The organism is Catellatospora tritici, from assembly GCF_019083965.1.
Classification (GTDB): Bacteria; Actinomycetota; Actinomycetes; order Mycobacteriales; family Micromonosporaceae; genus Catellatospora; species Catellatospora tritici.
Genome location: NZ_JAHRCY010000009.1, coordinates 143,859 through 160,085, shown reverse-complemented (window position 1 = coordinate 160,085; position 16,227 = coordinate 143,859). Strand labels below are relative to the sequence as shown.

Genomic DNA, 16,227 nt, shown 5'->3' with positions numbered 1-16,227 from the left:
GGGCCGCGACCGTAGAATCGAGTGGTGCCGGAGATCGTCGAGCTGCTGGCCTCACCGGTGCGCCGCTACCAGGGCCGCCCGAGTGACGGCCCGGCACCCGCGCCGCCGGGCGAGCTGGTCCAGCAGGTGCGAATCCGGGCGGGCCTGGGCATCGTCGGCGACCGGTACTTCGGCGGGCGGGCGCACCGCGACGCGAGCGTGACCGTGATCGCGCGCGAGTCACTGCCGCCCGGCGCCGGGCTGGCCCAGGTGCGCCGCAACATCCTGCTCGCCGGGGTCGACGTGGACAGCCTGGTCGGTTCGGTGCTGGCCCTGGACTCCGGCTATGGTCCGGTGCGGCTGCGCGTGAACCGGGCCGCCAATCCGTGCGCCTGGATGGACGTCGCCATCGCCCCCGGTGCCTGGCGGGCGCTGCGCGGTCGAGGCGGCGTCCGGTGCACCCCGCTCGACGACGGGGTGCTGCGGGTGGGGCCGGTGCGGGTCGTGGTCACCGACGCCTGAGCCGGGTCAGTCGCCGACCAGCCGGTAGACGTTGGTCTCGCGGAGCTGGAACCCCATCCGCAGGTACAGCCGGTTCGCCGCCTCGCGGGACGGCCGGGACGTCAGGTCCACGGTCCCCGCCCCGGCGGCCCTGGCCAGCCTGATCGCCTCGCGGGTCAGCGCGGCACCGACGCCCGCACCCCGGGCGGCCTCGTCCACGACCACGTCCTCGATCCAGGCCCGTACCCCGGTCGGGATCGGGAACAGCACGAGCGTCAGCGCTCCGACGATCCGGCCGTCGACCCGGGCGATGAGCAGGTGGTTGCCCTGCCATGCCACCAGCGTCGCCAGCGCGTCGAGATCGAGCGGTTTGGCAGACCGCGAGAGCTGCGGCAGCAGCCGCCCGAAAGCCTCGACGACCTCGTCGTCGACCTCCTGCAAGACCTCGACGTCCACACTCATGGCAGCGACTGTAGCGGTCCGGTGGTGACCCGGCGGTCCGTACACCACCGGCCGATCCGATGCCTCCGAACCAAATGTGACGCAGCTCACTGGAAGCATTCGATGTGGGACTGGGTTCACGCGGTCCGAATGGCGGCGCCAAGGGGTCTGGTGTCGTTTTGGAGTGCTCGGACACCATCGCTCGTATCCCCCTGAAGGGTCGCGCACTTTCGTGGGTGTGGTCGTTCTCTGGAGGCGATCCGGAGTCGCGACAGGCGGTCGAATCGGCGCCGCACCGTCACTACCGTGGCCGCATGCCTGAATTGATCCTGCCCACCACCCGCCTGCACGCCGCCTTCCTGGAGTGCCACGAGGAGTGGGGTCCCGGCCTGCACGAGGACGGCTTCGGCCTGGGCGCCGACGATGAGGTGAGGTCCCCGGAAGGCTTCGCCGCCTGGGTGGACGAACGGACCCGGCTGACCCACGCGCCCAGTGTGCCCTGCCCGCCCGAGCGGCACGCCTCGCCGCGATGGATCGTCGAGGACGGCCGGGTGCTCGGGGCGATCGCGCTGCGGCACTGGTCCGACCCGCTGCGCGGCTGGATCGGGTACGGGGTGCGGCCATCGGCGCGCCGCCGCGGGCTGGCCGCGTGGGCGCTCGGCGAGATGCTCAAGGAGGCCAAGGCGCTCGGCGTCGAGCGGGCGCTGCTGGTGTGCGGTGGACAACGTCGCCTCAGCCCGGACGATCGAACGCAACGGGGGCGTCTTCGGTGATGTCTGGGACGGCGGCCTCGGTCCGATTCGCCGGTACTGGGTGGATCTGTGACCGGCGGGACCGGCGCGGTGGCGGCCCGCGCCGGTCCCGCTTTGCGCGTCAGCCGAAGACGCGCAGCTCGTAGATGCGGGTGGCCACATCCGTGGTCTGGGTGGGGGTGCCGATGTTCAGCCGGACGTACCGGCCGGAGACGGTGACCGGGTGGACCGTGGTGGCGGCGGTGTTGGCGGTGACGTTGACGGCCTGGGTCCAGGTGGTGCCGTCATTGGAGACCGAGATCGTGAACGCCTTGGTGTTCAGTGCCGCAGCCTCACCGCCAGCCTGCGCGTGCGCGACCTCGAACCGGCTGATCGATTGGGTGCTGCCCAGGTCGACGCGCAGCCACGCCGCGGACACCGCCGAGCAGAACTTGTCGGAGTTGCCGCCGGTCACGGTGCCGTTGACGGCCTTCTCGGGGCCTTCCGAGGCGGCGCAGGCGGTGGTGCCGGTGGCCGGGCGGTTGAGGGCGAGGTTGACGCCCGCGCCGACGGCCGGGCCGACCGAGACGTTGTCGAAGGCGGCGGCGGCGTTGAAGACGCGTACGCCGTCACCGCCGGAGGCGTAGGTCGCGTCGGTGGTGTTGATCTTCGGGGTGGCCATGTCGTCGACGTACACCTTGATGGACGTGCCCACGGCCGTGACCCGCAGGTGGTAGGTCGTGCCGACGGCCACGGTCAGCGCGGTGGAGGCGAGCTGGGTCCAGTTGTTGGCGGCCCGGCCGAGCACGACCCGCCCCGTCGGGCTGATGCCCGCGTAGTAGCCGTGGTAGCTGTCGGTGCCGACCGCGGGCGCGCTGGTCCGGAACAGCAGGCCCGCGTCGCCGCTGCCGGAGGTCACCGACACGTCGGCGTCGTAGGTGAAGTCGCCGAAGTTGGTGTCCAGCAGCGCCTTACCGCCCAGCGAGCTGCCCGCGAGGTAGCGCCCGCCGCTGACCGACCAGGTGCCGCCGTAGGTCTTCCAGCCCAGGGCGTTGCCGTCGGCGAAGTTGTCCTTCACGCCCATCCTGATCCGCGGGATGGTGCCGTCGGCGTTGAAGTACATGCGGTCGTAGGCGAGCTGGCGGTGGTTGCCGTCGGTCTCGGCCAGCGGCCTGCGGTGGTAGAAGATGTACCAGATGTCGGTGCCGGGCACGTTGACCACCGAGTTGTGCCCGGAGCCCTTGGCCACGGCCGGGTCCTGGGCCAGCACCTTGTCCAGTTTGGTGAACGGGCCGGTCGGCGAGGTCGACATCGCGTACGACACGGAGTAGTCCGGGCCGGTCCAGCCGCCCTCGGACCACATCAGGTAGTACTTGCCGTTGCGCTTGAACATCTGGGAGCCCTCGACGTAGCCCGACGGGGTGATCTCCTTGAAGGTGCTGCCGTCGCTGAACGTGCCGAGGCTGGTCATGTCGGCGTTGAGCTTGGCCACGTTGGCGTGGCCCCAGCCGCCGTAGTAGATGTAGGCCTGGCCGTCGTCGTCGATGAAGACGTCCTGGTCGATGGGCTGCGCGCCGTTGTAGAACTGGCCGATCAGCGGCCTGCCGAGCGCGTCGCTGTACGGGCCCTGCGGCTGGTTGGCCATAGCCACCCCGATGCCGCCGAGGCTGGCGTTGTTCTGGATGTCGTTGGCCGCGAAGTACAGGTAGTACTTGCCGTTGCGCTGGACCGGCGCGGGCGCCCACATCGCGTACGACGCCCAGGAGACGTTGGCCTTGGTCAGCACGTTGGGGTATCTGGTCCAGGTGACCAGGTCGGTGGAGGCGAACGCGTCCAGGTAGGTCTGCTCGCTGTAGCCCTTCGACGTGGTCGGGAAGACCCAGTAGGTGTTGTTGTAGACGGCGATGTCCGGGTCGGCGTACCAGCCGTCGGCGAACGGGTTGCCCGCCTCGTTGGTGGTGAAGTCCGGCGCGGCCTGGGCCGCGCTCGCGGGCAGCAGTGCGGTGGCGAGCAGGCAGGCGGCCAGGGCGGCGACGGCTCTGGCGGCGATTCCTCTCGGGTGGGCGGTCATGTGAACTCCGATTTTCGGGGGACGGGCACGTAACACGCTGGTCATCGGCCCGTTATCCCGACCCGATCGGAATCGGATCGCACACGGTCCGTTTTGGAGTTATTTCAGATGTTGACATCGATGTCAATAACGTTCAATCTCGATGCAGCATTTGCGCGCGCAAGATCATTCGTGTTCACAGACTTCTTCATGATCGGGCAGGTGAACCATGTCCGGGTTCCGGCGCAAACAGGTGTGGCTCGGGATCGTCGCGCTGGCAGTGGGCTTCGCGGTCGGCGTCCCCGGCCCGGCCTCGGCCGCGGCGAGCGACTTCAGTTCCGGCTTCGAGGCCGGTGACGTCCAGCCGACCTGGACGAACACCAGCGAGACCAGCGCGAACATCGGCGGCTACTGCTGCGGGCTGACCGCGATGGAGAGCGGCACCCGCGACGAACGGGGGCACACGGGCACGGCGGCGCTGATGTACTCGGGCAACGACCTGAGCACCACGTCGTCATACTCGTACCAGCGGATCTTCGACGTCGACGTGTCGGTCTCGCCGACCACCACGCTGTCCTACTGGGTGTTCCCGCAGTCCGGCGGGCATCTGGACGTCGCGGTCGACCTGCTCTTCACCGACGGCACCCACCTGCGCGATTCCGGGGCCGTCGACCAGCACGGCGTGCGGGTGCACCCGACGTTCCAGGGCAGCGGCTCGGTGCTGAACTTCGACGTCTGGAACTTCGTCACCAGCAACATCGGTGCCAACGTCGCGGGCAAGACGGTCGACCAGATCCTGATCGGCTACGACCAGCCCCTCAACACCGGCACCTTCCGCGGCTATTTCGACGACATCCAGCTCGCGGCCAACGCGGGCGGGCGGCTGTCGGACTACCTCGAAACGCGGCGCGGCACCAACAACCAGGGCTCGTCGTACTCGCGCGGCAACACCTTCCCCGGCGCGACCGTGCCGCACGGGTTCAACTTCTGGACCCCGTTCACCAAGGGCAACAGCGACAACTGGCTGTACGAGTGGGCCGACACCACGGTGCAGGGCTTCGGCGTCAGCCACGAGCCCAGTCCCTGGATCGGCGACTACGCGCAGCTGCAGGTCATGCCGATGACCGGCACGGTCAAGTCCACGCCGGACGCGCGCAAGTCGACCTACAGCCACGCCAACGAGATCGCGCGGGCGCACTACTACAAGACGCAGCTGGACACGTACGGCATCACTGTCGAGATGGCGCCCACCGACCACGCGGGCGTGCTGCGGTTCACGTTCCCGTCCGCGGCGGAGTCGGTGATCCTGTTCGACACCATCGACAGCGGCACCGGCAGCCTGAGCGTCGACACCGCCAACCGGGTGATCTCGGGTGACATCACCCACCGCGGCCAGAAGATGTACGTCTACGCCACGGTCGACAAGGCCATCGCCGCCTCGGGCACCATCACCGGCCAGGGCGTGACCAGCTGGATCCGGTTCGCCACCAGCGCCGGCGAGAAGGTCACGCTGCGCATGGCGACTTCGTTCATGAGCGTGGCCCAGGCGCAGAGCAACCTGTCGCAGGAGGTCGGCACCAAGAGCTTCGACACGGTACGCGACGAGGCCGCCGCCCAGTGGGACAGCGCCCTCGGTGCCGTGAAGCTGGAGGGTGCCACCAACGACCAGCTGATCACGTTCTACTCGAACCTGTACCGGGCGTACATGTACCCGAACAACCGGTCTGAAATGGTCGGCGGGGTGCGGCGCCACTTCAGCCCGTACGACAACGTGGTCCACGACGGGCAGATGTACGTCAACAACGGGTTCTGGGACACCTCCCGGGCGGCCTGGCCGCTGTACACGCTGCTCACCCCGACGAAGTCTGGCGAGATGCTGGACGGGTTCGTCAACGCGTACAAGCAGAGCGGCTGGACGCCGCGCTGGTCCGGCCCGTGGAACGTCGGCGCGATGGTCGGCAGCAACCAGGACCTGGCCTTCGCCGACGCCTACATCAAGGGCATCCGCAACTTCGACTACAACGCCGCGTACGCCTCGGCGGTGAAGAACGCGACCGTCTACACCACCGCCAACGCCAACGGCCGCAACGGCATCGAGGTCAGCACCTTCAAGGGCTACGTACCCACCGACGTGCGCGGCGAGGCCGCCTCGTGGACCCTCGAAGACGCGGTCAACGACTTCGGCATCGCTCAGCTCGGCCAGGCCCTGGGCAAGACCGAGGACGCGGCGTACTTCCGCAACCGGGCGCTGGACTACGTGAACCTGTGGTCGCCGTCGGTCGGGTTCTTCCGGGGCAAGCAGACCAGCGGTGCCTGGCGCACCACCGACGCCAACTTCAAGCCAAACGAGTGGGGCTGCGACTTCACCGAGGGCGCGCCGTGGCACTACGCCACCCCGGCCCCGCAGGACCCGCAGGGCATGGCCAACCTGTACGGCGGCCGCGCCCAGCTCTCCGCCAAGATCGATGCGGTGTTCGCGGCACCGCGTGACTACCTGGTCGGCTGCTACGGTGGTGTCATCCACGAGATGCGCGAGGCCTACGACGCCAACCTCGGCCAGTACGCCCACGCCAACGAGCCGATCCACCACATGATCTACATGTACAACTACGCGGGCACGCCCTCGAAGACGCAGAACCGGGTGCGCCAGGTGCTCACCCAGCTCTACGGCCCCGGCACCGCCACCGGCAACGGCTACCTCGGCGACGAGGACAACGGCCAGATGTCGGCCTGGTACGTCTTCAGCGCCCTGGGCTTCTACCCGGCCCGCATGGCCAGCACCGACTACACCATCGGCGCGCCGCTGCACCCCAAGGCCACCATCACCCTGGAGAACGGCAAGACGTTCACGGTGGACGCACCCGGGGTCAGCGACACCAACCGCTACATCCAGAGCGCCACGCTCAACGGCGTCGCGTACCCGAAGAACTACCTCACCCACGCCGACCTGCTCGCGGGCGGCACGCTGTCCTTCGTGATGGGCCCGACTCCGTCGAGCTGGGGCACCGGGGCGGCCGACATCCCGGCCTCCATCACCACCGGCACCGGCGCGCCGGTCCGGATGCCCGACCGGGCTACCGGCGGCACCATCACCGTCAGCGGCGAGAACGCCCCCGGCGAGAGCAAGGCCCAGTTGGTCGACGACACGTCGCTGACCAAGTGGTTGACCTTCGCCAACACCGCGACGGTGACCTACCAGTTCTCCGGCTCGGCGGTCGCGGTCAAGCAGTACACGCTGACCTCGGCCAACGACATCCCCGGCCGGGACCCGAAGAACTGGACCCTGCAGGGCTCCAACGACGGCGTCACCTGGACCACCGTGGACACCCGCACGAACATCGACTTCGCGGACCGGCGCCAGACCCGGGCCTTCGTGGTCGGCAGTCCCACCGCGTTCCAGCGCTACCGCCTGCAGATCACCGCCAACCATGGCGCCGCGGAGACCCAGCTCGCCGAGTGGGAGCTCATCGGCTGACAGCCGGGGCCGGTGGGAGTACGCCGAACTCCCACCGGCCCCTCTCCCACTCATGATCACGCAAGTTGCCAGGCAATCGGGCGTATGAACACTCGTCGAGTGCCCGATTGCCCGGCAACTTCGGTGATCTCACGGGGCCGGCGGCGGCGGAGTGGCGGCGGGCGGCTCCGGTGTGATCGTGGTCCACCGGCCGCTCCGCGAGGTGACCATGGTCAGTGCGTCGTCGGTCAGGCCGACGTGGTCGTCGGGCATCATGTTGTACACCCCGGTCACACCGATGCAGCAGGCGCTCTCCAGTTGCTCGCGGGCCGTCCTGCGGTCGCGGTGCCCGAGGAACGCCTGGTTGAGCAGGGTGACCGCGTCGGCGGCGTATCCGGCGACAGGGTCTGCCTGGCCACCCGCGCCGAGCAGCCGCTCCGCGAACCGCCGCACCGCCATCAGCTGCGGCAGCGCCTCGGCCGCCGCACCGGCCACGGGCAGCCATGGACTGACCGCCTGGACACCCTCGGCGGCGGGGCCCGCCGCCTGCTGGAACGCCGGTAGCACCGCGTCCGGGGTGGTCAGGATCGGGCCGGTCCAGGACGCGGCACGGGCGGCCCCGGCGGCCTGCCCCGCCAGGGCCGCGGGCAGGTCCAGCACCAACGCCCCGGGGGTCACGGCCAGCAGCGCCGCCACCCTGTCCGCCAGGCCGGTGGCATCGGCCGGCGCCGCCTCAGTGGCGGCGACGCGAGCCCCCCGCGCCGCGGCCTCCGCGTCGACCGCCTCCCGCAGCGCCGGGGTGTCCCGTGGGGCCAGCCGCAGGATGCCCGCGGTGTCTCGGCCCGCGCCGGTCATCGCGGTGAACAGGGCACGGTGGACCTGCGCGTCGGTGGGGGCGCTGCGGAAGACGTACGGCAGGTCGGGGGCGGCGCCGATCGCGGGCAGCACGATCGGGGTGCAAGCCCGGTCGGCCTCGGCGGCGGCCGCGGCGCTCAGCCAGCCGACGGCTGGGCCGACGATGCCGTGCACGCCCTGGTCGAGCAGCCGCGACACCGCTTCGCGAGCCGTGCTCGCGGTCTGTCCGATGTCCTGGGTCAGCAGCTCGATCGGGGCGGCCATGCCGTGCCCGCCCGTTCCGGCCAGCGCCGCGACGCGCTGCTGCACCCCGACCAGGAGTTGGCGCCCGTAGTCGGCCGACGCGGCCGCCTGGCTGGTGAGCACGCCCAGGCGCAGTGGCGGCAGTGCCGCCCCGGCCGGACCGGGCCGCAGGAGTGGTACGGCGGCGAGGCCCAGGCCACTGATCAGAGCGGTCCGGCGGGTCAGTTGACGGGACATGGCATACCTCCGCGCAGCTCGGTCGTTGTCGCCGATGATCGGCCGGTGGTGGCCAGGCTGGCACCCCTTATGTCCGTATTGCGACATCGCGCACGATCGTGGCTCCTGCCGGTCGACCGCGCTCGGTGATCCGGCCGCCGACCAGGCGGTGTCCGTTTCGGAACTGCCACTGCAGGTTGTCAACACCTTCGTCGCCGCCGATCGATCCGAACTTCTACGAGCACCGCGGCATGCCGCCGGGCGCGTCGCTGATCACCCGGCGATACATCGTGACCCTCCGCCGAGATGGCGGCGGACGAGGTCTCCACCTGGCGTACCCGGATCATGGTCATGAAGCTTGACGACAAGTACTCCCGCCAGGAGATCCTCGGCTTCTACCGGAGCTGTGCCGACTTCGGCCAGGGCGCGCGGGGTCTGGTCGCCGCCGTCCGAGCCCACTTCGGCAGGACCCCGGCGCGGCTGACCATCGAGCAGGCGGCGGTGCTCGCCGTGCGGCTCGACCCGGCCCGCCCCGAGCCGCGCGCAGGCTGGGACCGGGTGCTCGACAGCATGGTCGAGCAGGGCAGGCTCGAGCCGTCCGTGCGCGGGTCGATGGTCTACCCCGGCTGACCCCGCCGGTGCTCACCGCGCGGCCCGGTCGTCGCCGAGCTCGCGTCGGCGGGGCGGCGGCCGCGCGGTGCCTTGACTAATCTTCGGCGCATGGCTTTGCGACCCCACGAGTTCTACGAGCACGCCCTCGCCGCCACGGACGAGCAGCGGCGGCTGCCGCTGTCGCGGATGACCGGCTGGGACATCAGCCCGTTCGAACAGGACGGGCTGCGGGTGACCGCGTTGCGGCCACCCGTGCTGCCCGAGTCGCCGCGCCAAGGCGAAGACCCGGCCGACTGTCACTCGTGCCAGCGCCAAGACCAGGGGATCTGGTTCGACGACCACTGGCGGCTGACCCGGGTCGCGAAAGTGGGCGTGCCACTGGTGCTGATGCTGCACCCGCGTACCCACCACGACCTGGAGGACCTTCCCGACGAGCTGGCGGCCGAGCTGGGACGGCTGAGTGCCCACATCGCCCGGCACGTGGGGGCGCTGCCCGGCGTGTCCCGGGCCCATGCGCACCGCTTCGGCGATGGCGGCGCGCACCTGCACATCTGGTTCTTCGCCCGGCCCGAAGGCCAGGGCCAGTTCTTCGGATCGTGGCTGATCGTCTGGGACGACCTGCTGCCCGAGTATCCGGCCGACCTCGCCGAGGCGGACGCGGAGATCGTCGTCGACGCGCTCATCGCCTCCTACGGCGGGCGCCGCACGCCCTGACCCGCTGCGTCGCGACGTGGTTCGATCACCGTGCTACGGACGGATGTTCTGGTTGAGGTGGAACAGGTTGCCGGGGTCGACGCAGAGGATCGACCTGCCACCGGCGACATGACACCCTTTTTGTTCGTATTGCGACATATGGAGATGCGGATGTCGTAGGTCCGTGGTGGAGTGAGTCAATGCTGTTCGACTACTTTCGCGCGGCCGACGACACCGCGGCCGTCCAGCTCGTCCAGGATCTGGACGGGGGGCCGGTCGTCGTTCCGGGCTCGCCCGCAGACGCCGTGGACCTGCAGATGATCGATCCGGTGCTGATCCTCGGCTACCTGGTCGGCTTCGCGCGCGGCGATGAGGGCACCGTCGATTTCGCACTGCTGTGGCGCAGCGCCGGGGACAGGGGCCCGTCGGTGGTGTCCCTGGACGATGCCACCAGGGACACGCTCGCCGCGATCACCGAGGACGAGATGCTCGCGCTGTCGGCGCGGTGGGGGCAGGTCGAGGAACTGAACTGGGACGAGCCCCTCGCTGACGACGAGATGGTCACCACGATCGAGGCACTGTCCGGGCTGGCCCAGCGCGCCCAGGCCGCTGACGAGCACCTCTACTGCTGGTCCAGCCACTGACCCGGGCTGGCGGACCTGCTCCAGATCGCCCGCCTCGACTGCGTGGATCAGGCCCGCTCGAAGGATTCAAGGTCGCCACCTACCCGAACGGGTCAAGACTGCTGTCGAATGTTCGCGAGTTCGGCCCGCACTGCATCGACGGACATCAGGGTGACTCCTCTCTCCATGGCGAACTCGCGGCGACGCTCGTCGATCACCTCGTTGCGAACCAGAAGCCATGAGGCATCGGCATCGCCTTTGTCGCGAGCGGCGACGAGCCTTTCGACGCGGTCGGCGAAGGCGGCCATCTGGGGCCGCGTGACCCAGGACGCGACCTCCAGGTCGATGCGCCGCCCACTGGGAAGGCGTACGACGTAGTCGATGCCACGCTCGCCGCCCTCTGTGATGGACGCGTCCGGAATGCGGCTGACCATGTCTCGGACCGCGGCACTGGTGGTGCTGATCTCGTAATCGCGGAGTGCGCGGAACAGCTCACGATAGGAGGACGTCACTACTAGGGCGCCTTCCTTTTCGAGCGCAAGCCCGTACTGCTCCACTGCGGGTGGCCCAGCGTAGAAGAATGTGGGCGTCCCCTGAGGCGGGCTGAATTCATTGACCAGTCTGAGCAGCCGTAGCCCCGCGTCCGGCACGTGGTGTTCGTCTTCGTCTCTGGAGATGTCGGAGATCAGTGCGTCGACGTTTCCTGCACGCAGTGCCTGGAGGGCCTGCCGCGTGTCGGTGACCACCGTGACGTTTGCTATGGTGCGCAAAGCGTCCAACTCGTATGAATTGTTTACCGGGTGGTCGTCGACCCACAGGATGTCCCTCAGCGTGCGCGGCACGGGAGGGGTGTTTCCGGCAGCCGGAGTGTTGATCCCGGACGACTCGCCGTCTCTGTCCGAGAGGCCCGACAGACCGTCTCGGTATATCCGATCAATCGTCTGATGCTGAAGCTCGATGATGGTCAGTACCTGCGTGATGCCGGTAGTGGCGTTCTCCTGCCATTGCGCCTTGGCGCCGCCTAGTTCCAAGGCTCGCAGTCTGTGCACGAAGGGGGCGATCAGTATCACCGCCAGGAGGGCGACAGAGGTCGCGTCAATCTTCGGACTTTCGGTCTCGAAAAACGTGTGTACAAGAAGTCCGGCGATTGCAAGGGAAGCAACAATTACTATAACAAGACATGCTAAGGCGCCAGGCCGGGAAGGCTCTGTGGAGGTCTTCTGAAGGTCGGCTATCGCTGCTCGTGCCCGTTCGAGCAAATCCGTGATGCCGCTCGATGGCTCGCGGATGGGTTCGCCCGATCGGCCCGTCATGTTCTCCATGCTAGATGCGGCTTTGGTTCCTTCGAGGGGTGTTCCAGAGCAGAAACAGCGGCTTTGGGCGAGTATTTCGCTTGGCGGTTTGGTTTCCGCCTTCAGCCAGCGCACACACTGGCGCGGACTGGCCACCCCACTTCGACAGCCGGCCAGCACTACCAGGCCACACTCGACCTCGTCGAGGCATTGGACTGGCTACGCGCCGTGCCCCACGGCCATGACCCGGAGACAATCTAGGGGCGGATGTTCTGGTTGAGGTGGAACAGGTTGTCGGGGTCGTAGGTGCGTTTCACGTCCACCAGCCGCGCGTAGTTGCCTCCGTAGTTCGCCTTGACCCGGTCCTGGTCGTCACCGGCCATGAAGTTGACGTAGCCGCCCGCCTCCGACAGCGGTGCCGTGGCCGCGTAGTAGTCGCGTACCCACGCGATGTTCGCTTCGTTGTCGGCCGGGTCCGGCCACATGCCCGCGATGACGGTGGCGAATTTCGCCTCGCGGTAGGCGAACGCGGTCGCGTCGGGCGCGACCCGGTGGCAGGCCCCGTTGATCGGGTAGATGTGCACCGTCGAGTTGACCACCGGCACCTTGGGGCCGAAGCGCAGGTGCGCGTCGATCATGTCGTCGGTGAGCTCCGTGACGAAGTTGGCCTTCCAGTAGTGCTGCAGGCCAGGCGGCACCAGGGCGTCGAACGCCGAGTTCAGCGCCGCGTACGGCATCGGCCCGACCATTTGCGCCACCGGCTGGGCCACTGCCCGGATCCGGTCGATGATCCGCTCACCCTCGGCGTGGTTGCCGGTCCAGCAGTTGACCACGGCCAGGAACGGCTCCCCGTGCCGGTCCTCGGGGATGAAGGGCAGCGGGGGCGCGATCTGGAAGGCGGGGAAGCCGCCGTACTGCTCGGGCGCGTCGGCGATGAAGTCCCGGAAGAACCGCAGCACGTCCCGGGCGTCCTTCAGGTCGAAGAAGATCGGGCCGCCGTAGATCTCGGCGACCGGGCCGAGGCGGAACTCGAACGCGGTCACCGCGCCGAAGTTGCCGCCGCCGCCGCGCAGCGCCCAGAACAGGTCGGCGTGCTGGTTCTCGTCGGCGGTGACGATCCGGCCGTCGGCCAGCACCACCTCGGCCGAGACCAGGTTGTCGCAGGACAGGCCCAGGGCGCGGGCCAGGTAGCCGATACCGCCGCCCAGGGTCAGCCCGCCCACGCCGGTGGTCGAGATGATGCCGCCGGTGGTGGCCAGGTCGTGCGCGCCGGTGGCGGTGTTGAAGTCACCCCAGGTGGCGCCGCCCTCGGCGCGGGCGGTGCGCCTGCCCGCGTCGACGGTCACGGTACGCATCCCGGACAGGTCCGCCACCACGCCGCCGTCGACCGTGCCGAAGCCGGGCACGCTGTGGCCGCCGCCGCGCACCGCCAGGTCGAGCCCGTTCTCGCGGGCATAGTCGACCGTCGCCCGCACGTCGTCGACTCCGGCGCAGCGCACCACCACGGCCGGGTGCCGGTCGATCATCGCGTTGTACACGGTGCGCGCCTGGTCGTACCCCGCGTCGTCAGGGGTGAAGACCTGTCCCTTGACCAGGTCGCGCAGCGTCTGGACACTCGGCCCGCTCATGATCGGTCCCCCGTCCGTCGAGAGGTGGCACCAGTCCACGCTAGCCGGGTCGGCCCTCCCGGCGGCGCTGTTCGGCCAGCGCGGCGGCCACCCGGCCGACCAACTCGTACGGGATCGGCTTGGACAGCGGGAACTTCAACGTCCCCTTGCCCGCCCGGTATGTCGCCATGTCCTGATCGAGCCCATCGTCCCCGCCCGGCACTGGATACACGCTGACGTGGCTTTTCCAGCCGGAGAAGTACACGACGGACTTTCCGTTCAAGGTCACCGTCGGGATGCCGTAGCTGATCTTCTCCGCGCCGTCGGGCACAGCCGCGAGCACCGTCTGCCGCACCCGGCGCAGCACCGCCTGGACGTCGTCCGGCAGCGCGGCCAGGTAATCCTCGACGGTCGCGTACTGAGTCGCCATGGGAGCCATTGTCCGACACCGCGCAGCGAGGCGCCGGGCCGCCGACGGACGGCGGCCCGGCGTACCGCGGTCAGCCGCAGGCGGCGGTGACGCTGCGGTCCTTGACCAGCGGACCGGTGCGGTAGGTCTTGGTCGTGGTGCCGACGCAGGTGTAGGAGGCCGAGCCGAGCCCGCTGGCGACGGTGACCCAGGTGCCCGCGGCGTCCTGACGCTGGATGTCGACCGGCCACGGCGTGTCCTCGCCGGTCGAGTAGCAGTAGCGGTCGGCCTCGGCGTAGACGGCGCCGCTGTAGAAGTAGATGTCCTTGATCACGATGCAGTCGGGGGCGGCGACGGCCGGCGCGGCGCCCACTCCGACGAGGGTGCCCGCGGCGAGCGCGAGCACGCCCAGTCCACGACCGACGGCTTGGCGTACGTGCATGAGAACCTCCGGGACGGATGTCGATGGATGTGCCGCCACATCGGACCATCGAGGCCGGTCGTGCGTCGACAGTCTCAACTCAGTCTCAAACCGCAGGTCATCGACGGTTGACACCATTGATCTACGTGGCTATAAAAGCGCGATGGAAACGATGGGCGGGCAGAGCTCGGCGCGGGCGGCGGTGCTGGCGGCACTGCGTGCCGAGGACTGTCGGCTCGTGAACGTGGTCGGCCCGCTCGGCGTCGGCAAGACGCGGGTGCTCGCCGGGCTGGGCGTCGGCGAGGCCGTGCTCGTCGACGGAGTGGACGGCGCGGCGGCCGTCGCGAACCTGGCCGAGGCGGTGCGGACGGCCCCGGCAGGCTCGCGGTGGATCGCGGCAAGTCGACGTCCCCTGGCCGGCTGGGAGCACTGGCCGCATCCGCCGCCGGTCACCGTGCCGGTGCAACCGTGGCGCCCCACGTCGATCGAGGCGCTGGTGCGGGACCTGGGCCTGCGCCAACCCGGCGAGTTGCGGCTGGTCGCCACGCTGTCGGGCGGAATCCCCCTCGTCGCGGCCCAGGTGGCTCGCGCGCTGCTCAGCGGCGTGCCGGTGGACGCGCGGGGTGCCGCCGCCGCACCGGCCGCCCGGGAGGTGCTGCGCCGGCTGGAGTCCGAGGGCGCCGGGGCGGCCGCGGACCGGCTCACCGCGCTCGCGACGCTGCGCTCGGCCGACGAGGAGATGCTGCAGCGGCTCACCGGGATCACCGCCGCCGAGTTCGACCTGCTGGGTGAACTGAGCGTGGTGCGGCGCGCGGAATTCGGGCTGGTGCTGCGGGAGCCGTACCGGACGCTGCTCGATCTCGGCGCGCGCTGGCGCCGACCGCTGGCCCGGCAGTCGCTGCTGTCCGGCGGAGTGCAGCACCGGATGCGCCAGGCCGCCGCTCGGCGCGACCATCGCGAGCAGGTGGAGATCGTCGGGCAGTCCCTGGCGCTGGTGGACGACCCGGTGGTCCGGGAGACCCTGTTCCCCGCCGCCGAGCCCAGGGTGCGGATCCGGCCCGCCGAACCCGGCGACGAAGCCGACATCGTCCGGCTGACCCGCCTGTGGGCACGCCGTGGCCACCTGGACGCGAAGGCCTGCGGTCGGATGCTGGAGACCTGGTGGGCCTGCCAGCCGACGGGGTTCTACCTGGCGGTCGGCCCCGACGGCGAGGCGCTGGGACTGTCGAACGTGCTGCCGCTGCGGGAATCGGCCACCCCGGCGCTGGAACTGCTGCTGCAGCAGCACACCGCCGCCCTGCGCGCCGACCCCGACGGCACCACGGGTGTGCTGGTGGGCCTGTCGGTGAGCGGGGACGAGGACCCGGCCGTGCACGCGGCGATCCTGCGGCACACCCTGGGGATCGGCATGCTGGCCGAGCGGGTGCTGGTCTCGACCCCGTGGCTGCCGTACCAGCGGCTGTGCGAGCAGCTGGGCATGAGCCACCAGGGCGATACGCGGCACGACGTCTACCGGTGCGGCCGGATGAACCGGATCTATCTGCAGGACTTCGCGGTGGAGGCGCTGCCATCGTGGCTGGGCCGGTTGGGCGCGGGCGGGCCGGGGGCGGGTTTCGACTGGGAACGGCACGTACGGCAGGCGCTGGGCGACCTGGACCGGCCCGGCCGCCTGGCCGCGAGTCCGCTGTCGGCGCTGCCGGTGACCGGCTCGGGCGCGGCACTGGCGGCGCTGCTGCGGGCGGCGGTGGAGTTGCTCGGCGGCTCGGGTGCGCCGCAGGATGTGGAGGCGGCACAGGCGTTGACCTGGCGGTACCTGCGCGGCGGAGTCGGCGAGCCGGTGCGGCTGGGACGCAGCCGGGCCACCTACTTCCGACGGCTGCGGCACGGCGTACGCAGGGTCACCGAGATCGTGCAGGCACTGGCAGGGGAGGGTGCCGGACCGGCGGGACACCGCTGATGAAGCGACCGGGTCGGCTCCGTGGCGCTGCCGGCCACGATGCGGTGGTCCACATGGGATCTCGGCTCGTCCGGGGGCCATGGGGCGTGGCTGTTTCGTGGTAGCGTGCGCTTCCTTTTGGGTCCTTTGGACAAGCGGGGAGT

The 16,227-nt window shown here is 69.9% G+C and carries 13 protein-coding genes and 1 pseudogene; 7 read left to right on the top strand and 7 right to left on the bottom strand.

Going from position 1 to position 16,227, the window contains the following annotated elements; all coding sequences use genetic code 11:
- Positions 1 to 24: 24 nt before the first annotated feature.
- The gene (locus tag KUA19_RS21545) at positions 25 to 501 is read left to right on the top strand and encodes a molybdenum cofactor biosysynthesis protein (protein WP_217398265.1); all 477 of its coding nucleotides are present in this window, start codon (positions 25 to 27) and stop codon (positions 499 to 501) included.
- Between the two features lie 6 nt (positions 502 to 507).
- On the opposite strand, the gene KUA19_RS21540 is transcribed toward KUA19_RS21545, so the two are convergent.
- Positions 508 to 942, bottom strand: a complete 435-nt coding sequence (locus KUA19_RS21540; protein ID WP_217398262.1) for a GNAT family N-acetyltransferase — start codon at positions 940 to 942, stop codon at positions 508 to 510.
- A 293-nt stretch (positions 943 to 1,235) separates the two neighbouring features.
- On the opposite strand from KUA19_RS21540, the gene KUA19_RS21535 reads away from it, so the two are divergent.
- Positions 1,236 to 1,694 carry a GNAT family N-acetyltransferase gene (locus KUA19_RS21535; RefSeq protein WP_254549862.1) on the top strand — a complete coding sequence of 153 codons (459 nt, stop codon included), beginning with the start codon at positions 1,236 to 1,238 and terminating at the stop codon, positions 1,692 to 1,694.
- A 100-nt stretch (positions 1,695 to 1,794) separates the two neighbouring features.
- Here the strand turns inward: KUA19_RS21535 and KUA19_RS21530 are convergent.
- Positions 1,795 to 3,585: pseudogene (locus KUA19_RS21530) on the bottom strand (family 43 glycosylhydrolase); the annotation flags it as partial.
- Positions 3,586 to 3,931: 346 nt separating this feature from the next.
- On the opposite strand from KUA19_RS21530, the gene KUA19_RS21525 reads away from it, so the two are divergent.
- Entirely contained in the window at positions 3,932 to 7,177 is a 3,246-nt protein-coding gene (locus tag KUA19_RS21525) for a GH92 family glycosyl hydrolase (RefSeq protein ID WP_217398258.1), read from the top strand.
- 129 nt (positions 7,178 to 7,306) lie between these two features.
- Here KUA19_RS21525 and KUA19_RS21520 read toward each other — a convergent pair whose 3' ends face one another.
- A complete protein-coding gene (locus KUA19_RS21520; protein WP_217398256.1) occupies positions 7,307 to 8,491 on the bottom strand; it encodes an ABC transporter substrate-binding protein in 1,185 nt (394 codons plus the stop codon).
- A gap of 285 nt (positions 8,492 to 8,776) precedes the next feature.
- On the opposite strand from KUA19_RS21520, the gene KUA19_RS21515 reads away from it, so the two are divergent.
- The 3 genes from KUA19_RS21515 (at position 8,777) to KUA19_RS21505 (ending at position 10,419) form a co-directional block, all read left to right on the top strand.
- Positions 8,777 to 9,100 carry a transglycosylase domain-containing protein gene (locus tag KUA19_RS21515; RefSeq protein WP_217398254.1) on the top strand — a complete coding sequence of 108 codons (324 nt, stop codon included), beginning with the start codon at positions 8,777 to 8,779 and terminating at the stop codon, positions 9,098 to 9,100.
- Positions 9,101 to 9,190: 90 nt separating this feature from the next.
- On the top strand, positions 9,191 to 9,796 hold the full coding sequence (locus tag KUA19_RS21510; protein ID WP_217398252.1) for an HIT family protein: 606 nt from the start codon (positions 9,191 to 9,193) through the stop codon (positions 9,794 to 9,796).
- 179 nt (positions 9,797 to 9,975) lie between these two features.
- Positions 9,976 to 10,419, top strand: a complete 444-nt coding sequence (locus KUA19_RS21505) for a hypothetical protein (protein WP_217398250.1) — start codon at positions 9,976 to 9,978, stop codon at positions 10,417 to 10,419.
- 92 nt (positions 10,420 to 10,511) lie between these two features.
- Here the strand turns inward: KUA19_RS21505 and KUA19_RS21500 are convergent, their stop codons facing one another.
- From KUA19_RS21500 to KUA19_RS21485, 4 genes are all read right to left on the bottom strand, one after another.
- The gene (locus KUA19_RS21500) at positions 10,512 to 11,711 is read right to left on the bottom strand and encodes a response regulator (RefSeq protein WP_217398248.1); all 1,200 of its coding nucleotides are present in this window, start codon (positions 11,709 to 11,711) and stop codon (positions 10,512 to 10,514) included.
- Positions 11,712 to 11,947: 236 nt separating this feature from the next.
- Complete coding sequence (locus tag KUA19_RS21495; protein WP_217398246.1) at positions 11,948 to 13,318, bottom strand: FAD-binding oxidoreductase; 1,371 nt, start codon at positions 13,316 to 13,318, stop codon at positions 11,948 to 11,950.
- A gap of 40 nt (positions 13,319 to 13,358) precedes the next feature.
- Entirely contained in the window at positions 13,359 to 13,727 is a 369-nt protein-coding gene (locus KUA19_RS21490) for an iron chaperone (RefSeq protein WP_217398243.1), read from the bottom strand.
- Between the two features lie 70 nt (positions 13,728 to 13,797).
- Positions 13,798 to 14,148: a hypothetical protein gene (locus KUA19_RS21485; protein ID WP_217398241.1), complete on the bottom strand. Its 351-nt coding sequence runs from the start codon at positions 14,146 to 14,148 to the stop codon at positions 13,798 to 13,800.
- A gap of 142 nt (positions 14,149 to 14,290) precedes the next feature.
- On the opposite strand from KUA19_RS21485, the gene KUA19_RS21480 reads away from it, so the two are divergent.
- Positions 14,291 to 16,084 (top strand): hypothetical protein, encoded by a 1,794-nt coding sequence (locus KUA19_RS21480; RefSeq protein ID WP_217398239.1) that lies wholly within the window; start codon positions 14,291 to 14,293, stop codon positions 16,082 to 16,084.
- The last annotated feature ends 143 nt before the right edge of the window (positions 16,085 to 16,227 follow it).